Genomic DNA, 15,980 nt, shown 5'->3' with positions numbered 1-15,980 from the left:
GCGCCCGGCCTTATGGGGCAGGGCGCCTTGTAATCCCGAACGGATCGGGGGATCAAGTGTTCATCGACTCGAAGAAATCGCCGTTGTTCTTGGTCTGCTTCAGCTTGTCGATCAGGAACTCGATGGCATCGGTGGTACCCATCGGCGCCAGGATGCGGCGCAGGACGAAGATCTTTTGCAGATCCTGACGCGGCACCAGCAGGTCCTCCTTGCGGGTACCGGACTTCAGGATGTCCATGGCCGGGAAGATGCGCTTGTCGGCCACCTTGCGATCGAGCACGATTTCCGAGTTGCCGGTGCCCTTGAACTCTTCGAAGATGACTTCGTCCATGCGGCTGCCGGTATCGATCAGGGCTGTCGCGATGATCGTCAGCGAACCGCCTTCCTCGATGTTACGCGCCGCACCGAAGAAGCGCTTCGGACGCTGCAGGGCGTTGGCATCGACACCACCGGTCAGCACCTTGCCGGAGGACGGCACGACGGTGTTGTAGGCGCGGCCGAGACGGGTGATCGAATCGAGCAGGATGACGACGTCGCGACCATGTTCCACGAGGCGCTTGGCCTTCTCGATGACCATTTCGGCCACCTGGACGTGGCGCACGGCCGGTTCGTCGAAGGTCGACGAGATCACTTCACCGCGCACCGAGCGCTGCATGTCCGTCACTTCTTCCGGCCGCTCGTCGATCAGGAGAACGATCAGATAGCATTCCGGATGGTTTGCCGTGATCGAATGGGCGATGTTCTGCAGCAGGACCGTCTTACCGGTTCTCGGCGGCGCAACGATCAGGCCGCGCTGGCCCTTGCCGAGCGGGGCGACGAGATCGATCACGCGAGCCGAATTGTCCTTCGAGGTCGGGACGTCCAGTTCCATCTTGAACCGTTCGTCCGGATAAAGCGGCGTCAGGTTGTCGAAATGGACCTTGTGGCGGATCTTTTCCGGATCCTCGAAATTGATGGTGTTGACCTTCAGCAGCGCGAAATAGCGCTCGCCTTCCTTCGGTCCACGGATCGGGCCCTCGACGGTGTCGCCTGTCTTCAGCGAGAAGCGGCGCAACTGCGACGGGGAAATGTAGATGTCATCCGGGCCCGGAAGATAGTTCGCATTGGCCGAACGCAGGAAGCCGAAGCCGTCCTGCAGCACTTCGACAACGCCCTCGCCGATGATCTCGACATCCTGCGATGCCAGCATTTTCAGGATCGCAAACATCAGCTCCTGCTTGCGCATGGTGCTGGCATTTTCGACTTCCAGTGACTCGGCAAAGGTCAGAAGTTCGGTCGGAGATTTGCTTTTGAGTTCCTGGAGCTTCATTTCAGACATGAAGAGAGACCACGTTCATTTTCGAGGAAGGGATTTGCGGGCAGTGCGCAGAAGTGTTTCGATCCGAAAAGACACAACCGAAAGTAGACTACGCAGGTCGCGAAGATGAGGTTGCGGGAAAATAGCGATTTGCCGCCATGCCCGCAAGACAAAAGATAACCGGGGAACGCTCTGGCAACCCACACAAACTAAAAGGGTTTCACAACAACGAGCACCACGATAACGATCATCAAGATCGTCGGCACTTCGTTGGCAATCCTCCAGAATCTCCCAGTCCCTATATAGAGACCTTTTTCAAAGGCGCCAACAGCCCGACCGAAATAAATATGGGTCGCGGTCATGCCGAGCGCCAGCAAGATCTTCAGATGCAGCCAGCCGCCGGAAAAGCCGAAGCCTTCCCAGGCCAGATAGAGGCCGCAGATCCAGGCGACCGTCATCGCCGGATTCATGATGATCCGGTAGAGGCGCCGCTCCATGATCGCGAAGGTCCGCGCCTGATCCGAATCCGGCTTGCTGTCGAGATGATAGAGGAACAGCCGCGGCAGGTAGAACATGCCTGCCATCCAGGAGATCACCGCAATCAGGTGCAGCGACTTGACCCAGAGATAGCGGCTGGACTCGTCGGCGAAAACAAGGCCCGCCACGATCAGCAGAAAGACTGCGAGGGCGATGGCGGCCCGCAAGCCCGCCTTGCTGCCCGGTGCCTTGCCCTCAGCCATGCGGGATGCCCCTGACCCGCTCCACCAGACGCGTCACGTGATCGGGATTGGCCTGCGGGGTAATGCCGTGCCCGAGATTGAAGATCAGCGGACCGTTACCCAAAGACTGCAGGATCGCATCGATCCCCTCATCCAGCGCTGCGCCGCCGGCGACAACCCGCATCGGATCGAGATTGCCCTGGATCGGACCGTCCTTCTGCAGCTCGGCCGCAAACTCCAGCGGCACCGTCCAGTCCAGGCCGATGGCATCGGCGCCGGTTTTCTGCCGGTAGGTCTTCAGCAACATGCCGGCACCCTTGGCAAAGGCGATCACCTTGGCGTCAGGCCTAGCGGCCTTCAGCTTCTCGATGATCCGCGCCACTGGCTTGACGCAGAACCGTTCGAACTCGGCCGGTGCCAGAACGCCGGCCCACGAATCGAAGATCTGCACCGCATCGGCGCCGGCATCGATCTGTCCGATCAGATATTCGACCGATGCGTCTGCCAACAGCGTCAAAAGCCGTTCAAAGGCCTGGGGGTGCTGATAGGCGAAAAGTCGGGCCGGTGCCTGATCCGTCGTTCCGTGACCGGCGATCATATAGGTCGCAACGGTCCAGGGAGCGCCGCAGAAGCCGAGCAGCGTGGTTTCCGGTGGCAGGTCCTTGCGAAGCCGCCTGACCGTCTCCAGCACCGGGCTGAGATGCGATGATGCCTTCGACGCATCCAGCCCGGCGATCTGCTCGGCCGAGATCGGATCGAGCTTTGGTCCTTCGCCTTCGACGAAGCGCACATTGCGATCCAGAGCATCAGGGATGACCAGGATATCGGAAAACAGGATGGCTGCATCAAAGCCGTAACGGCGAATGGGTTGCAGCGTCACCTCGACTGCGAAGTCCGGTGTGTAGCAGAGATCGAGAAAGCCTCCGGCTTTGGCGCGCGTCTCGCGATATTCGGGCAGGTAGCGTCCGGCCTGGCGCATCAGCCAGATGGGAGGCGGAGAGATCGTCTTTCCCTCGAGGACGTCTATCAGCTTGCGTCTCGGATTGGGCACGGCGGCTCGCTTTCAATAAAACAAAGAAGATTCGAATCTGTTTCTATTTCTTAGAGTCTGTAGATATCAATGATTATCAATGTCGCACCGTCTGTCCCCGGCTGCAGATCCTTCCACAGCCGACCAATTCCCCATCGGACCAATTTGAGGGAATTTAGGGGAAAGACGAAATTCCATCGGTTTATCAGATCGATAGAAAGGCATCTGTGAAAGCTTGCCTGTGGATAGCTTGTGGATGGTCGTGGGCAGTGCAATCTTGTCCGCGTTATCCACAAGGCCCGAGATCGGCATGCTGCGCGACCGGGTGTTGTGGATAAGTGGCCCCTTTATACACGGCCCGGCCATCGAGCCCGGATGGAGGGATCTCTCTCCCGAATTATCAACAGCCAGGTCTGGAAAACGTGGAGAACAGAAAACTCTTCTTCCATTTGCATCTGATTTCGGACTCGACGGGAGAGACTCTGATCTCGGCCGGGCGTGCGGCATCGGTGCAGTTTCGCAGCTATGCGCCGATCGAGCATGTCTATCCCCTGGTGCGGACACGCCAGCAACTGGACGCCGTTCTGGTGTCGATCGACCGCGAGCCGGGCATCGTGCTTTATACGCTTGTTGACAGCGAGCTCTCCGACCATCTGGATACGCGGTGTCGGGCACTCGGCGTGCCTGCGGTCAATGTGCTCGAGCCGGTAATGCAGACATTCCAGGCATATCTCGGTGCATCCTCGGGGCGGCGGGTCGGGGCCCAACACGCGCTGACGGCGGAATATTTCGCCCGCATCGAGGCGCTCAACTACACCATGGATCACGACGACGGGCAGATGTCCGAAGACTATGAGGATGCCGATGTCGTGCTGATCGGCATCAGCCGGACCTCGAAGACGCCGACCTCGATCTATCTTGCCAATCGCGGGATCAAGACGGCGAATATCCCGATCGTGCCGGATGTGCCGATGCCGCCGGCGCTGTTCAAGGCGACGGCGCCGCTGATCGTCGGACTGATCGCCACCAGCGATCGCATCAGCCAGGTGCGGGAAAATCGCGAGCTCGGATCGGCGGGCGGCTATCGCGGGCAGGACTATACCGACCGGGCCTCGATTGCCGAGGAGCTGAAATATGCCCGCTCGCTGTGCGCGCGCAACAACTGGCCGATCATCGACGTGAGCCGTCGGTCGATCGAGGAGACGGCGGCCGCCATCGTTGCCCTGAAAACCAAGCTGCGCTAAGCGGGAGCGACAGCAAACAAAGGTTAAGGATGGCAGTGTGGCACGGCGTTTGATACTTGCATCGTCCAGCCCGTTTCGACGCGGGCTGATGGAACAGGCGGGCCTCGCCTTCGATTGGGAGGATGCCGGCGTCGACGAGCGGGCGATCGAATCCGATCTCGACGCGGACATGGATCCGGCGACGCTTGCACTTCATCTTGCCCGTGCCAAGGCCATGGCCGTCAGCCGGCGGAACCCGCAAGCCCTGGTGCTTGGATGCGACCAGACCATGGCGCTGGGCATGACCGTTTTCCACAAGGCGGCCTCGCTCGATGAGGCGCGCGCCAATCTGTCCGTTCTGCGTGGCAAGACCCACAGGCTGAACAGTGCGATGTCTCTGGTGGCAGACGGTGTGGAATGCTGGGGCCATGTCGAGCCGGCGGAGATGAGCGTCCGGGATTTTTCCGACGGCTTTCTCGACGGCTATATTGCCCGGGCGGGCAAGGGGGTGCTGAAGAGCGTCGGCAGCTACCAGCTCGACGGTCTCGGCGTGCAATTGTTCGAACGGGTGACCGGCGACTATTTCACCGTGATCGGCCTGCCGCTGATCCAGCTTCTGGCCAAGCTCCGGGAGATGGGAGAGATCGATGGGTGATTCACGTGAAACAGGGTTAATGAAAGCTTTCGTCTGCGGCTTTCCGGCGCGGCATTCCCGCTCGCCACTGATCCACAATCACTGGATCGCCCAATACGGATTACCCGCCCGCTATGACATTGCCGAGGTGTCGCCAGCGGAATTTCCAGCCTTTCTGGCAAGCGTCCGCGACGGCTCGGCCGGTTATGTCGGCGGCAATATCACCATTCCGCACAAGGAAGCGGCCGCCCGACTGGCCGATCAGGTCGATGACCTGGTCGGCGAAATCGGGGCGGCGAACACGCTCTGGATGGAGGAGGGCAGACTGTGCGCGACAAACAGCGACGGCATCGGCTTTCTCGGCAGTCTCGATGAAGGGGCGCCCGGCTGGGATCGGATCTCGACCGCGGTCGTGCTCGGTGCCGGTGGCGCCTGCCGCTCCATCCTGCAGGCGCTGAAGTCGCGGGGGATCGGCGAGATCCACGTCGTCAACCGGACGCAAGCGCGTGCCCGCGAACTCGCCGACCGCTTCGGTGCGAATATCCACGCCCATGGTCTGGACGCCTTGGACGAGGTGGCGACAGGGGCAGGCCTGTTCGTCAACACGACCTCGCTTGGCATGCATGGCGAAGCGATCCCGGCCATGCCGTTCGAGCGCATGCGCGACGATGCGGTGGTGACCGATGCGGTCTATATTCCGCTCGAAACACCGTTTCTGCGGGAAGCCGCACGGCATGGTCTAAAGACGGTCGACGGGCTCGGCATGCTGCTGCACCAGGCCGGTTGTGGCTTTGAAAAATGGTTCGGCAAAGAGCCTGCCGTCACGACCGAGCTTCGCCAGTTGATTATCGACGACATGGAGGCACGGGCATGATCGTCGTCGGGCTGACGGGCTCTATCGGTATGGGCAAGTCCACGACGGCGCGGCTGTTTGCCGAGGAGGGCATTCCAGTCAATGATGCCGACGAGGTCGTGCACCGGCTCTACCGGGGCAAGGCCGTCGAACCGATCGGCAAGGCCTTTCCCGGTACGGTCACGGACGGGGCTGTCGATCGAGCGGCCTTGTCTCGGACTCTGACTAAGAATCCGGCTAAGTTTGTCGAACTGGAACGGATCGTCCATCCGCTGGTGCGGGAGGAAGAGCGCCAGTTCGTCGAGTCCCACAGACAGGCGGGTGCCGCGCTCGTCGTGCTCGACATTCCCTTGCTGTTCGAAACGGACGGCGCGGATCGGGTTGACGCGATCGTCGTCGTCAGCACCGATGAAGAGACCCAGCGGCAACGCGTGATGGCCAGGCCCGGAATGACCGACGAGAAATTCGCGCTGTTGAAAAGCCGCCAGCTGCCGGATTCCAGAAAGCGCGAGCGGGCGGATTTCATCATCGACAGCGCCCACGGAATTGACGCGGCCCGCCGGCAGGTGCGAGATGTCATCGCCGCCCTGAAGGCGCGGCAACCACAGGAGTAGACCCATGCGCGAAATCGTTTTCGATACGGAAACCACCGGGCTCGAATTCAAGAACGACCGGGTGATCGAAATCGGTGGCGTCGAGCTCTTCAACCATTTCCCGACCGGCCGCACCTTTCACGTCTATGTCAATCCGGGCGACCGCAAGGTGCATCCGGACGCGCTTGCGGTGCACGGCATCACCGACGAGTTCCTGCTCGACAAGCCGAAATTCGGCGAGATCCTGGCTGAGCTGCAAGCGTTTTTCGACGGGGCGAAATGGGTGGCGCATAACGCCACCTTCGACATGAGCTTCATCAATGCCGAATATGACAGACTCGGTTTGCCGCCAGTGGAAAACAGCCTGGTCGTCGACACCCTGGCACTTGCCCGGCGCAAGCATCCGATGGGACCCAATTCGCTGGATGCGCTTTGCCGGCGGTACGGCATTGACAATTCCCACCGTACCAAGCACGGCGCGTTGCTCGACTCGGAACTCCTGGCGGAAGTCTATATCGAGATGCTCGGTGGCCGGCAGGCGACCTTCGGCCTGGTCCAGGCCGAGAGCAAGTCCGCTCCCAATGGAGGGACCGAGGAGGACGTGGTCATCACACTTGGCAGCCGTCCACGCCCCTTGGCGGCAAGATTGAGCGCAGAGGAAGCAGCCCGTCATGCCGCTCTTTGCGAGCGGCTTGGCGACAAGGCGATCTGGAACCGCTACCAGACGTGAACCAGGATGCAAAAAGGCCCCCGTCGCGCCAGCGCCGGGGGCCTTTTGATCATCTCTCGGCTGCGCGAACTGAAATCAGTTCGGTGCGGTCTGGACCTGCGAGCGGGCCTTTTCCTCAGCCATGCGCTGCGAGAACATCTGGGCAAAATCGATCGGGTCGATCATCAGCGGCGGGAAGCCGCCATTGCGGGTCGCGTCGGCGATGATCTGGCGGGCGAACGGAAACAGCAGGCGCGGGCACTCGATGAAGAGCAGCGGCAGCATGTGTTCCTGCGGGAAGCCGGTGATCCGGAAGACGCCGCCATAAACCAGTTCGGTGGCGAACACGACCTTGTCGTCTTCCTTGGCTTCGGCGTTCAGGCTGAGCAGAACGTCAAAATCCGTTTCCGAAATCGGATTGGCGTTGACGTTGACATTGATGTTGATCGCCGGTGCCTTGTCGCGGGACTGCAGCGAACGCGGTGCGCCCGGATTTTCGAAGGACAGATCCTTGATGTATTGGGCAAGGATATTCAGCGCGGGGCTTGCCGCTCCCTGGGTACCGTTCTCGTCAGCCATATATCTTCCTCACGAATGACTAGTTGCGGCTCGTCTAGCACTTCGATCAATACCTTACAACCCTTGCAGCGCCCCGCTGGCTAGCCCCTGGGGTCGTTGTCGATCTCCCGGGTATCGGGGTTACGGCGGCCGCTGGAGGGCTCTCCGCGGCGCCGATACTGGTCTTCGTCAAGATCGATGATCGGACCGTCTCCATCGTCACGCGTCGGCGGTTCGCGGTTGCCGGGCGGCGGCTGGAAACCGGCACTGCCGGCCCTGACGACCACGAAACGCCGTTTGGCAAGACCCCATGCGGCGTGGCGCACCGGCGGCAGCAACAGCAGAAGGCCAATGCAGTCGGTAACGAAACCCGGGATGATCAGCAGCAATCCGGCGATCGCGATCATCAGTCCGTCGACGATTTCGCGGCCTGCCTCCAGTGCCGACAGCCGCTCGGTGTTGAGCCGGCGCAGTGTCCCCAACCCCTGGGTCCGCAAAATCAGCATGCCGAGAAGTCCGGACAGAATGGTCAGTCCGATCGTCCCGGTGACGCCGAGATAGCCGCCAACCACCACGAAACCGGTGATTTCGAGAATGGGCAGCATGAAGAAAAGCAGCAGAGCGAGGCGCATCAATGTCTCCGTTTCCGGTCGACGCTGATGTTCGCCGGGTTCGGTATTTGAAGGATCGTAATTTCGAGACTATATGGGATAGAATGAAATGAATTGAAACAATGGCCGGGGCACAATGGGATCGAATGAATTAGTAACGCTGTTTTTCTTGGTGGCCGCCGTTTTGATTTTTCTGCAGTTGCGCAGCGTGCTGGGCCGGCGCACCGGAAACGAGAAGCCGCCGGTGGAACCCTACAGCGCACGCGATGCCGCCAAGGCCGCACCGGTGGGCGAGGACAGCAAGGTCGTCACCTTGCCGAAGCGCGAACCTGTAGACGACGAAGAGCGCTTTGCCGCCATCGACGCCTATGCGCCGCCGCCGGCCGAACTGAACGGCAGCCTGCGCGAGGTGATTGCCGCAGACCCGGACTTCACGCCGAAGGATTTTCTCAAGGGCGCGCGAATGGCCTACGAGATGATCGTCATGGCGTTTTCCGAAGGGGACCGCAAGACGCTGAAAAACCTGTTGTCGAAGGACGTGTTCGAAGGCTTCGCCCAGGCGATCAACGAGCGCGAATCCCGAGGCGAAAGCGTCAAGTCGACCTTTGTCGGAATCGAGAAGGCCGACATCATTCGCGCCGCCGTGCGGGAGAATGAAGTGCAGGTCACCGTCCGCATCATCTCGCAGCTCATTCAGGCGACCCATGACCAGGATGGCAAGCTGGTCGACGGCGACCCGGATACGGTGAGCGAGGTCAATGATATCTGGACCTTCATGCGCGACACGCGCAACCGGGATCCGAACTGGAAGCTGATTGCCACCGAAGCGGATCAATGAGTGAAGCGGCCGATTTCCGCCTGACACCGCTTGCCTTTTCCCAGCTTGAGGGCTGGGAAAGGGACGACCCCCGGCCGCTGCTGACGGCGATGCAGGCCTGCCGCCGGCATATCGAAGATATCAAGCCCTACAAGACCGGTTCTCTCGGAGTGAAACCCGAAGAGCTTGCAGCAGCCTTTGCCGAAGCGCCGCGGGGATCAGACGTCACAGCCGATCAGGCGCGGCGCTATTTCGAGGCGGTGTTCCAGCCGTTCCAAATCGAGCCCATGGCCTCCGGCCGCGGGTTCGTGACGGCCTTCTACGAGCCGGAAGTGTCGGTTTCGGACCGCGCCGACAGTGAATTTCGCTATCCCTTCTATCGCCAGCCTGATGACCTGGTCGAGGTGGACGAGACGCATGCGCCGGAGGGATGGGATCCCGGCATCCGCTTTGGTCGCCGCACGGCGGAGGGCATCGAGCTTCATCCCGACCGGCGTCGGATAGACGAGGGATGCCTTCAGGGCCTGGGGCTTGAAATCGCCTATGCCCGTTCGAAGGTCGATGTCTTCTTTGCTCATGTGCAGGGGGCGGCAAGGCTCGTCTTTCCGGACGGCCGCCAGAGCCGGATCACCTATGCCGCCAAGAGCGGCCATGCCTTCAGCCCGATCGGAAAGCTGCTGATCGATCGCGGCGAGATCGCGCGCGACGAGATTTCCATGCAGGCGATCCGCGCCTGGCTTGCCGCCCATCCGGACAGGGTGGACGCGGTGCTTTGGCATAACCGGTCCTATATCTTCTTTCGCGAGGCGGCGGTCGAGGATCGGCTGCTCGGGCCGATTGCCGCGGCCAAGGTGCCGCTGGTCGCGGGACGTTCGCTTGCGGTCGACCGGATGATCCACACCTTCGGATCTCCGTTCTTCATCCGCTCGGACACGATTACCCATATGGACGATGGCGCGCCTTTCGCGCGGCTGATGCTGGCGCTCGATACGGGCACCGCCATCGTCGGACCGGCGCGCGGCGACATCTTCACCGGGTCGGGGGAAGCTGCAGGCCTGATGGCGGGCGCGGTGCGCAACACGGCCGATTTCACCATTCTGATTCCGCGGACTGCCGCCGGGAGATATGGCGGATGAAAAAGGGGCGCAGATTTTCCGCCGAAGACCGGATGCTGTGGAGCAAGGTGGCCCGCTCGACGCGGCCGATGCCGGGCCGGCTGGAGGATCTGGTCGATTTCGAGGAGGAGTTGGCCGCGGCGGAAAAACCGATCGATGCCAGCCCGAAAAGCCTGAGCGCCACCGTCAGCACCGGCGCAGTCGTTGCCGCCGGACCGTCTGAGCCGGCTAACAAGCCCGCCCAGGGCCATCATCACCCGCTGGAGCGGCCTGTGAAGAGGAAGCTGGCGCGCGGTCATCTGGCGCTGGAAGCAAGGCTCGATTTGCACGGGCTGGTCCAGAGCGAGGCGCATGCCGTGCTGCTCGATTTTTTGTGGCGTGCGCATGCCCGTGGTTTGCGCCATGTCCTGGTGATCACTGGCAAGGGCAGTTCGCTCGGCAGTGAAGGCGCGCTGAAGCGGGCCGTGCCGATGTGGTTTTCCAAGCCCGACTTTCGCGGTCTGATCTCCTCCTACGAGCCGGCAGCCCATCACCACGGCGGAGACGGCGCGCTTTACGTGCGGCTGTCGCGTCCCCGGGGTGAGCCGCGATGACGCCGTTTGCCGAAGCGATCCGCGAACTTCGACGGCGAAAGGGCGTCAGCCAGAAGGACATGGCCCTCGCGATCGGCGTTTCGCCGGCCTATCTGTCGGCGCTGGAACATGGACGCAAGGGAAAGCCGAGCTTCGATCTCCTGCAACGGATAGCCGGTTATTTCAACATCATCTGGGACGAGGCGGAGAACCTGTTTGCCGTTGCCGGGGCCTCCGACCCGCGCGTCGTGCTCGATACGGCCGGCCTGCCGCCGGCCTATACGGCCTTTGCCAACCGCATCGCATCGAGCCTGCGGGACCTCCCGCCCGACGCGATCGCGGTGCTGGATAGAGTGCTGGAGGAACAGATACAGGAAAACCCGCGATAAACCGTGGTTTCTCACGGCTTTTCACCATCCGGACCGTCCCGGTGGTTTGGAAGTCCTTGCCAAAGTCACTATAGTCAGAGCGACAGCATGCCGCTGATTCGAGCGGCGGCTTTTTCGGAATTGGAAAGACGCTGAATGACCGATACCCCAGTCAATACGCCCGAAGACGCATCGCAGGAATATGGCGCCGATTCGATCAAGGTTTTGAAGGGGTTGGACGCGGTCCGCAAGCGCCCGGGCATGTATATCGGGGATACTGACGACGGCTCGGGCCTGCATCACATGGTCTACGAAGTCGTCGACAACGCGATCGACGAAGCGCTGGCCGGACATGCCGACATCGTCACCGTGACGCTGAATGCCGAGGGTTCGGTCACCGTCACCGACAATGGCCGCGGCATTCCGACCGATATCCACACCGAAGAAGGCGTGTCGGCTGCCGAAGTCATCATGACCCAGCTGCATGCCGGCGGAAAGTTCGACCAGAACTCCTACAAGGTGTCGGGTGGTCTGCACGGCGTGGGTGTCTCGGTGGTCAACGCGCTATCGACCAAGCTGCGACTGAAGATCCGCCGCGCCGGCAAGATCAACGAGATGAGCTTTACCCACGGGGTGGCGGATGCACCGCTGATCGTCACCGGCGAATATGAGGGGCGCTCCGGTACGGAAGTGACCTTCCTGCCCAGCCCGGAAACCTTCACCAAGATCGAATTCAACTACGAAACGCTGGAGCATCGCCTGCGCGAGCTCGCCTTCCTCAATTCCGGCGTGCGCATCCTGCTGACCGACAAGCGCCATTCCGATGTGCGCCAGGACGAGCTGCTCTATGACGGCGGTCTGGAAGCCTTCGTCGCCTATCTCGACCGTTCGAAGAAGCCGCTGGTGGACAAGCCGGTGGCGATCATCGGCGAGAAGGACGGCATTACCGTCGAGGTGGCGCTCTGGTGGAACGACAGCTACCACGAAAACGTGCTCTGCTTTACCAACAACATCCCGCAGCGCGACGGCGGCACGCATATGGCCGGCTTCCGCGCGGCGCTGACCCGGCAGGTCACCTCCTATGCCGACAGCTCGGGCATCATCAAGCGCGAGAAGGTGTCGCTGCAGGGGGAAGACTGCCGCGAAGGGCTGACGGCGGTGCTGTCGGTCAAGGTGCCGGATCCGAAGTTCTCGTCGCAGACCAAGGATAAGCTGGTATCGTCGGAAGTGCGTCCCGTGGTCGAAAGCCTCGTCAACGAGGCGCTCAGCACCTGGTTCGAGGAGCATCCGTCGGAAGCCAAGATTCTCGTCGGCAAGGTGGTCGAGGCGGCAATCGCCCGTGAAGCTGCCCGCAAGGCCCGCGAACTGACACGCCGCAAGGGCGCGCTCGATATCGCTTCGCTGCCCGGCAAGCTTGCCGACTGCTCCGAGCGCGATCCGTCGAAGTCCGAACTTTTCCTGGTGGAGGGCGATTCCGCCGGCGGCTCTGCCAAGCAGGGCCGCTCGCGCGAAAAGCAGGCGATCCTGCCGCTGCGCGGCAAGATCCTCAATGTCGAGCGCGCGCGTTTCGACAAGATGCTGTCGAGCCAGGAAATCGGAACGCTGATCACCGCGCTCGGCACCTCGATCGGCAAGGACGAGTTCAACGCCGACAAGCTGCGGTATCACAAGATCATCATCATGACCGATGCTGATGTCGACGGTGCGCATATTCGCACGCTGTTGCTGACATTCTTCTTCCGGCAGATGCCGGAACTGATCGAGCGCGGCCACCTCTATATCGCCCAGCCGCCGCTCTACAAGGTGACGCGCGGCAAGTCGGTTCAATATCTGAAGGATGAGAAGGCGCTCGAGGACTATCTGATTTCGATGGGTCTCGACGACGCCACCCTGACGCTCGGCTCCGGCGAAGTGCGGGCGGCCATCGATCTGCGCGATGTCATCAATGATGCGTTGCGCCTTCGCTCGCTGATCGACGGTCTGCATTCCCGCTACAGCCGCTCGGTCGTCGAGCAGGCGGCCATCGTCGGTGCGCTGAATGCCGAACTGACCAGCGACCGCGAGCAGGCCGAGGCGATCGCCGCCAAGGTCGCCGAACGTCTGGACCTGATCGCCGAGGAAACCGAGCGCGGCTGGACCGGCCACGTTACCGACGAGGGCGGCCTTCGCTTCGAGCTTACCGTGCGCGGCGTCAAGGAGCTGGCGACGCTCGACATGGCGTTGATCGGCTCGCTCGATGCGCGTCACATCGACCAGATGACCGCACGGCTCAATGAAGTCTATGGAACGCAGCCCGTGCTGACCCGCAAGGACGGCCAGACGGCCATCACCGGACCGCGCGCCTTGCTGGATTCGATCTTCGCCGCCGGCCGCAAGGGCCTGTCGATGCAGCGCTACAAGGGACTGGGCGAGATGAATGCCGAGCAGTTGTGGGAAACGACGCTCGATCCGAACGTCCGTTCGCTGCTGCAGGTCCGGGTGCCGGACGCCACCGACGCGGACGGCCTGTTCTCCCGTCTGATGGGCGACGAAGTCGAGCCGCGCCGCGACTTCATCCAGGAAAATGCGCTCAGCGTTGCCAACCTGGATATTTAGCCGGTTCTATCAACAGGTTTCACGTGAATCACGGTTAATGGATTCACGTGAAACATTTCTTAGCCGGCGTTAGAAGCCGCCTTCGAGCGCAATCTCCGACAGCGCCTTGCGCTGGCTCGGCACTTCGCGGGCTTGCAGATCCCCAGGCAGGACCGACTTGTCGGCAATCCGGCCAAGGGCCACGGCGGCCTCGATCCGGTAATCGGCCGGTATGTTCAAGACTTTCATTGCGCGATCGAAATCGACGCCGCCCATGCCATGGGCCGCGTAGCCGCTGAGATGTGCCTGAAGCGCAAACATCGCCCAGGCGGCGCCGGCATCGAAGCTGTGGCTGCGGGCAGGGCGGCTGCTGCCGTCGGCGCGGCGCGACAGACTGTCCGAGACGATGAACAGCAGGGCCGATGCCGAACCGGCCCAGAGCTGGTTTCCCGGCAGGAGCAGGTCGAGGAAGGTGTCGAAAGACGGCGTCCCGCGCAGAGCGTAGACAAACCGCCAGGGCTGGATATTGGAAGCGGAAGGTGCCCAATGCCCGGCCTCGATCAGCGTCATCAGCTGTTCTTCTGCCATGGCCTCACCGGTAAAGGCACGGGGGGACCACCGTTCGAGAAACATCGGATCGATGGAATAGGCGCTCTGGCGACCATTGCGGGAAATCATGGAACCTCCTGGGGTGGCTTTGGGACATGGCTGGAAAACGGGCGGCATCATGCGCTTCGGCAGAACACCGCCGCCAAGCGTCAGCTGCTCGACGGCTGCAGCATAGCGCTTCCTTAACCAGCTTGTGCGGCAAAAAGCTTAATCGCTTGAGCGTAAGCTCGCCACAATGCCGGTGTGCTCTCATGGGGCACCAATCCGGAAGCCCGACAAAAGCGTACCGCGTGGATACAAACTCTGTTAGGTTTTCCAGCCGGAATATCGGATTGACGGGTTTCAATCGGACATCGGATCGCAAAGGTTAAGGTATGTTCTATCAGCTCTATGAAATGAATCACGCCGCCATGGTGCCCTTCCGGGCGAGCGCAGACGCGATGAAACTTGCCTATCAGAGCCCGCTCAACCCGATGTCCCACACGACACTGGGCCGGACCATGGCGGCGGGCTTCGAGGTTTTCGAACGGATGACGCGCCGCTATTCCAAGCCGGAATTCGGATTGCACGAGACGGAAGTCGACGGCAAGCCGGTGCCCGTGCAGGAGCGGATCGTCTGGAAGAAGCCGTTCTGCAATCTCATCCATTTCGACCGCGCCGTGCCGGCAAAGCGGCCGTCCGATCCGCGCTTCCTGGTCGTCGCGCCGATGTCCGGCCATTATGCGACCTTGCTGCGCGGCACGGTGGAGGCGCTTCTGCCGAAGGCGGATGTACACATTACCGACTGGATCGATGCCCGCATGGTCCCCATGGCCGACGGCACATTCGATTTCGACGACTATGTCGACTACATCATCGAGATGCTGCACCACCTCGGACCCAACACCCATGTGGTTGCGGTCTGCCAGCCCTCCGTGCCGGTTCTGGCTGCCGTTGCCGTGATGGAAGCGGCGGGCGATCCGCTGGCACCGGCCTCGATGACGCTGATGGGCGGCCCGATCGACACGCGCATCAACCCGACCGCCGTCAATGAACTGGCGCAGACCAAGCCGATCGAATGGTTCCGTGACAATGTGATCATGAACGTGCCCTGGCCGCAGCCGGGCTTCCTGCGTCCCGTCTATCCGGGTTTCCTGCAGCTGTCGGGCTTCATGTCGATGAACCTCGACCGCCACATGATCGCCCACAAGGACTTCTTCATGCATCTGGTGAAGGACGACGGCGATCCGGCCGAAAAGCACCGCGACTTCTACGACGAATATCTGGCGGTGATGGACCTGACGGCAGAGTTCTATCTGCAGACCGTCGATGAAGTGTTCATCAAGCATTCGCTGCCCAAGGGCGAAATGACCCATCATGGCGTTCCGGTCGACACAACGGCGATCCGCAGCGTGGCGCTTCTGACCGTCGAGGGTGAGAATGACGACATCTCCGGCGTCGGACAGACGCAGGCGGCGCAGACGATTTGCACGAATATTCCCGACGACATGCGCATGCACTACATGCAGCCGGATGTCGGACATTACGGCGTGTTCAACGGTTCCAGGTTCCGCAAGGAAATCGCGCCGCGCATCATCAACTTCGCTAATGCCCATGCGCAGCGCAACGCGCCGGCGGTCAAGCGGGTGATTCGCGGTGGAAAATCGGCGTGAGTCGCTTTCAATTTAGCAAAGTGAAATCAGCTGTTTGATCGATTTC

At 61.5% G+C, this 15,980-nt stretch carries 17 protein-coding genes; 11 read left to right on the top strand and 6 right to left on the bottom strand.

Annotation, left to right across the window (positions count from 1 at the left end; all coding sequences use genetic code 11):
- Nucleotides 1–52 precede the first annotated feature (52 nt).
- The 3 genes from rho to hemE form a co-directional block, all read right to left on the bottom strand.
- Nucleotides 53–1,318, bottom strand: coding sequence for a transcription termination factor Rho (gene rho / locus J2Z17_RS16360; RefSeq protein WP_209946705.1), 1,266 nt, complete (start codon nucleotides 1,316–1,318; stop codon nucleotides 53–55).
- 188 nt (nucleotides 1,319–1,506) lie between these two features.
- Nucleotides 1,507–2,037 (bottom strand): protoporphyrinogen oxidase HemJ, encoded by a 531-nt coding sequence (gene hemJ / locus J2Z17_RS16355; protein ID WP_209946704.1) that lies wholly within the window; start codon nucleotides 2,035–2,037, stop codon nucleotides 1,507–1,509.
- On the bottom strand, nucleotides 2,030–3,067 hold the full coding sequence (gene hemE, locus J2Z17_RS16350; RefSeq protein WP_209946703.1) for a uroporphyrinogen decarboxylase: 1,038 nt from the start codon (nucleotides 3,065–3,067) through the stop codon (nucleotides 2,030–2,032). Before hemE ends, hemJ begins: the two co-directional genes overlap by 8 nt.
- A 401-nt stretch (nucleotides 3,068–3,468) precedes the next feature.
- Here hemE and J2Z17_RS16345 point away from each other — a divergent pair, with 401 nt between their 5' ends.
- Genes J2Z17_RS16345 through dnaQ form a run of 5 tightly spaced genes read left to right on the top strand, consistent with a single transcriptional unit; the run spans nucleotide 3,469 to nucleotide 7,079 of the window.
- Nucleotides 3,469–4,290 carry a pyruvate, water dikinase regulatory protein gene (locus J2Z17_RS16345; RefSeq protein WP_209946702.1) on the top strand — a complete coding sequence of 274 codons (822 nt, stop codon included), beginning with the start codon at nucleotides 3,469–3,471 and terminating at the stop codon, nucleotides 4,288–4,290.
- A 37-nt stretch (nucleotides 4,291–4,327) separates the two neighbouring features.
- Nucleotides 4,328–4,924, top strand: coding sequence for a Maf family protein (locus J2Z17_RS16340; protein ID WP_209946701.1), 597 nt, complete (start codon nucleotides 4,328–4,330; stop codon nucleotides 4,922–4,924).
- The gene (locus tag J2Z17_RS16335; RefSeq protein ID WP_209946700.1) at nucleotides 4,917–5,777 is read left to right on the top strand and encodes a shikimate dehydrogenase; all 861 of its coding nucleotides are present in this window, start codon (nucleotides 4,917–4,919) and stop codon (nucleotides 5,775–5,777) included. The genes J2Z17_RS16340 and J2Z17_RS16335 overlap by 8 nt, the downstream gene beginning before the upstream one ends.
- A complete protein-coding gene (gene coaE, locus J2Z17_RS16330) occupies nucleotides 5,774–6,370 on the top strand; it encodes a dephospho-CoA kinase (protein ID WP_209946699.1) in 597 nt (198 codons plus the stop codon). Before J2Z17_RS16335 ends, coaE begins: the two co-directional genes overlap by 4 nt.
- 4 nt (nucleotides 6,371–6,374) lie before the next feature.
- On the top strand, nucleotides 6,375–7,079 hold the full coding sequence (gene dnaQ / locus J2Z17_RS16325; RefSeq protein ID WP_209946698.1) for a DNA polymerase III subunit epsilon: 705 nt from the start codon (nucleotides 6,375–6,377) through the stop codon (nucleotides 7,077–7,079).
- Between the two features lie 75 nt (nucleotides 7,080–7,154).
- On the opposite strand, the gene secB is transcribed toward dnaQ, so the two are convergent.
- Together secB and J2Z17_RS16315 are read right to left on the bottom strand one after the other, a co-directional pair.
- Entirely contained in the window at nucleotides 7,155–7,637 is a 483-nt protein-coding gene (secB, locus tag J2Z17_RS16320) for a protein-export chaperone SecB (RefSeq protein ID WP_209946697.1), read from the bottom strand.
- Between the two features lie 80 nt (nucleotides 7,638–7,717).
- Nucleotides 7,718–8,248: an FxsA family protein gene (locus tag J2Z17_RS16315; RefSeq protein WP_245224165.1), complete on the bottom strand. Its 531-nt coding sequence runs from the start codon at nucleotides 8,246–8,248 to the stop codon at nucleotides 7,718–7,720.
- 115 nt (nucleotides 8,249–8,363) lie between these two features.
- Between J2Z17_RS16315 and J2Z17_RS16310 the strand changes: the two genes are divergently transcribed.
- The 5 genes from J2Z17_RS16310 to gyrB all read left to right on the top strand — a co-directional run bounded on the left by J2Z17_RS16310 (nucleotide 8,364) and on the right by gyrB (nucleotide 13,694).
- Entirely contained in the window at nucleotides 8,364–9,065 is a 702-nt protein-coding gene (locus tag J2Z17_RS16310; protein WP_209946696.1) for a Tim44/TimA family putative adaptor protein, read from the top strand.
- The gene (mltA, locus tag J2Z17_RS16305; RefSeq protein WP_209946695.1) at nucleotides 9,062–10,180 is read left to right on the top strand and encodes a murein transglycosylase A; all 1,119 of its coding nucleotides are present in this window, start codon (nucleotides 9,062–9,064) and stop codon (nucleotides 10,178–10,180) included. Before J2Z17_RS16310 ends, mltA begins: the two co-directional genes overlap by 4 nt.
- Nucleotides 10,177–10,752, top strand: coding sequence for a Smr/MutS family protein (locus tag J2Z17_RS16300; protein WP_209946694.1), 576 nt, complete (start codon nucleotides 10,177–10,179; stop codon nucleotides 10,750–10,752). Before mltA ends, J2Z17_RS16300 begins: the two co-directional genes overlap by 4 nt.
- On the top strand, nucleotides 10,749–11,120 hold the full coding sequence (locus J2Z17_RS16295) for a helix-turn-helix domain-containing protein (protein WP_209946693.1): 372 nt from the start codon (nucleotides 10,749–10,751) through the stop codon (nucleotides 11,118–11,120). The genes J2Z17_RS16300 and J2Z17_RS16295 overlap by 4 nt, the downstream gene beginning before the upstream one ends.
- A 135-nt stretch (nucleotides 11,121–11,255) precedes the next feature.
- Nucleotides 11,256–13,694 (top strand): DNA topoisomerase (ATP-hydrolyzing) subunit B, encoded by a 2,439-nt coding sequence (gyrB, locus tag J2Z17_RS16290; protein ID WP_209946692.1) that lies wholly within the window; start codon nucleotides 11,256–11,258, stop codon nucleotides 13,692–13,694.
- Between the two features lie 69 nt (nucleotides 13,695–13,763).
- On the opposite strand, the gene J2Z17_RS16285 is transcribed toward gyrB, so the two are convergent.
- Nucleotides 13,764–14,351 (bottom strand): nitroreductase family protein, encoded by a 588-nt coding sequence (locus tag J2Z17_RS16285; RefSeq protein WP_209946691.1) that lies wholly within the window; start codon nucleotides 14,349–14,351, stop codon nucleotides 13,764–13,766.
- 305 nt (nucleotides 14,352–14,656) lie between these two features.
- Between J2Z17_RS16285 and J2Z17_RS16280 the strand changes: the two genes are divergently transcribed.
- Nucleotides 14,657–15,934, top strand: coding sequence for a polyhydroxyalkanoate depolymerase (locus tag J2Z17_RS16280; RefSeq protein ID WP_209946690.1), 1,278 nt, complete (start codon nucleotides 14,657–14,659; stop codon nucleotides 15,932–15,934).
- The last annotated feature ends 46 nt before the right edge of the window (nucleotides 15,935–15,980 follow it).

This window comes from Heterorhizobium halophytocola (assembly GCF_017873095.1).
Taxonomy (GTDB): Bacteria; Pseudomonadota; Alphaproteobacteria; order Rhizobiales; family Rhizobiaceae; genus Allorhizobium; species Allorhizobium halophytocola.
Note: the sequence above shows the minus strand (reverse complement) of the source record. Positions and strands in the feature narration are given on the sequence as shown.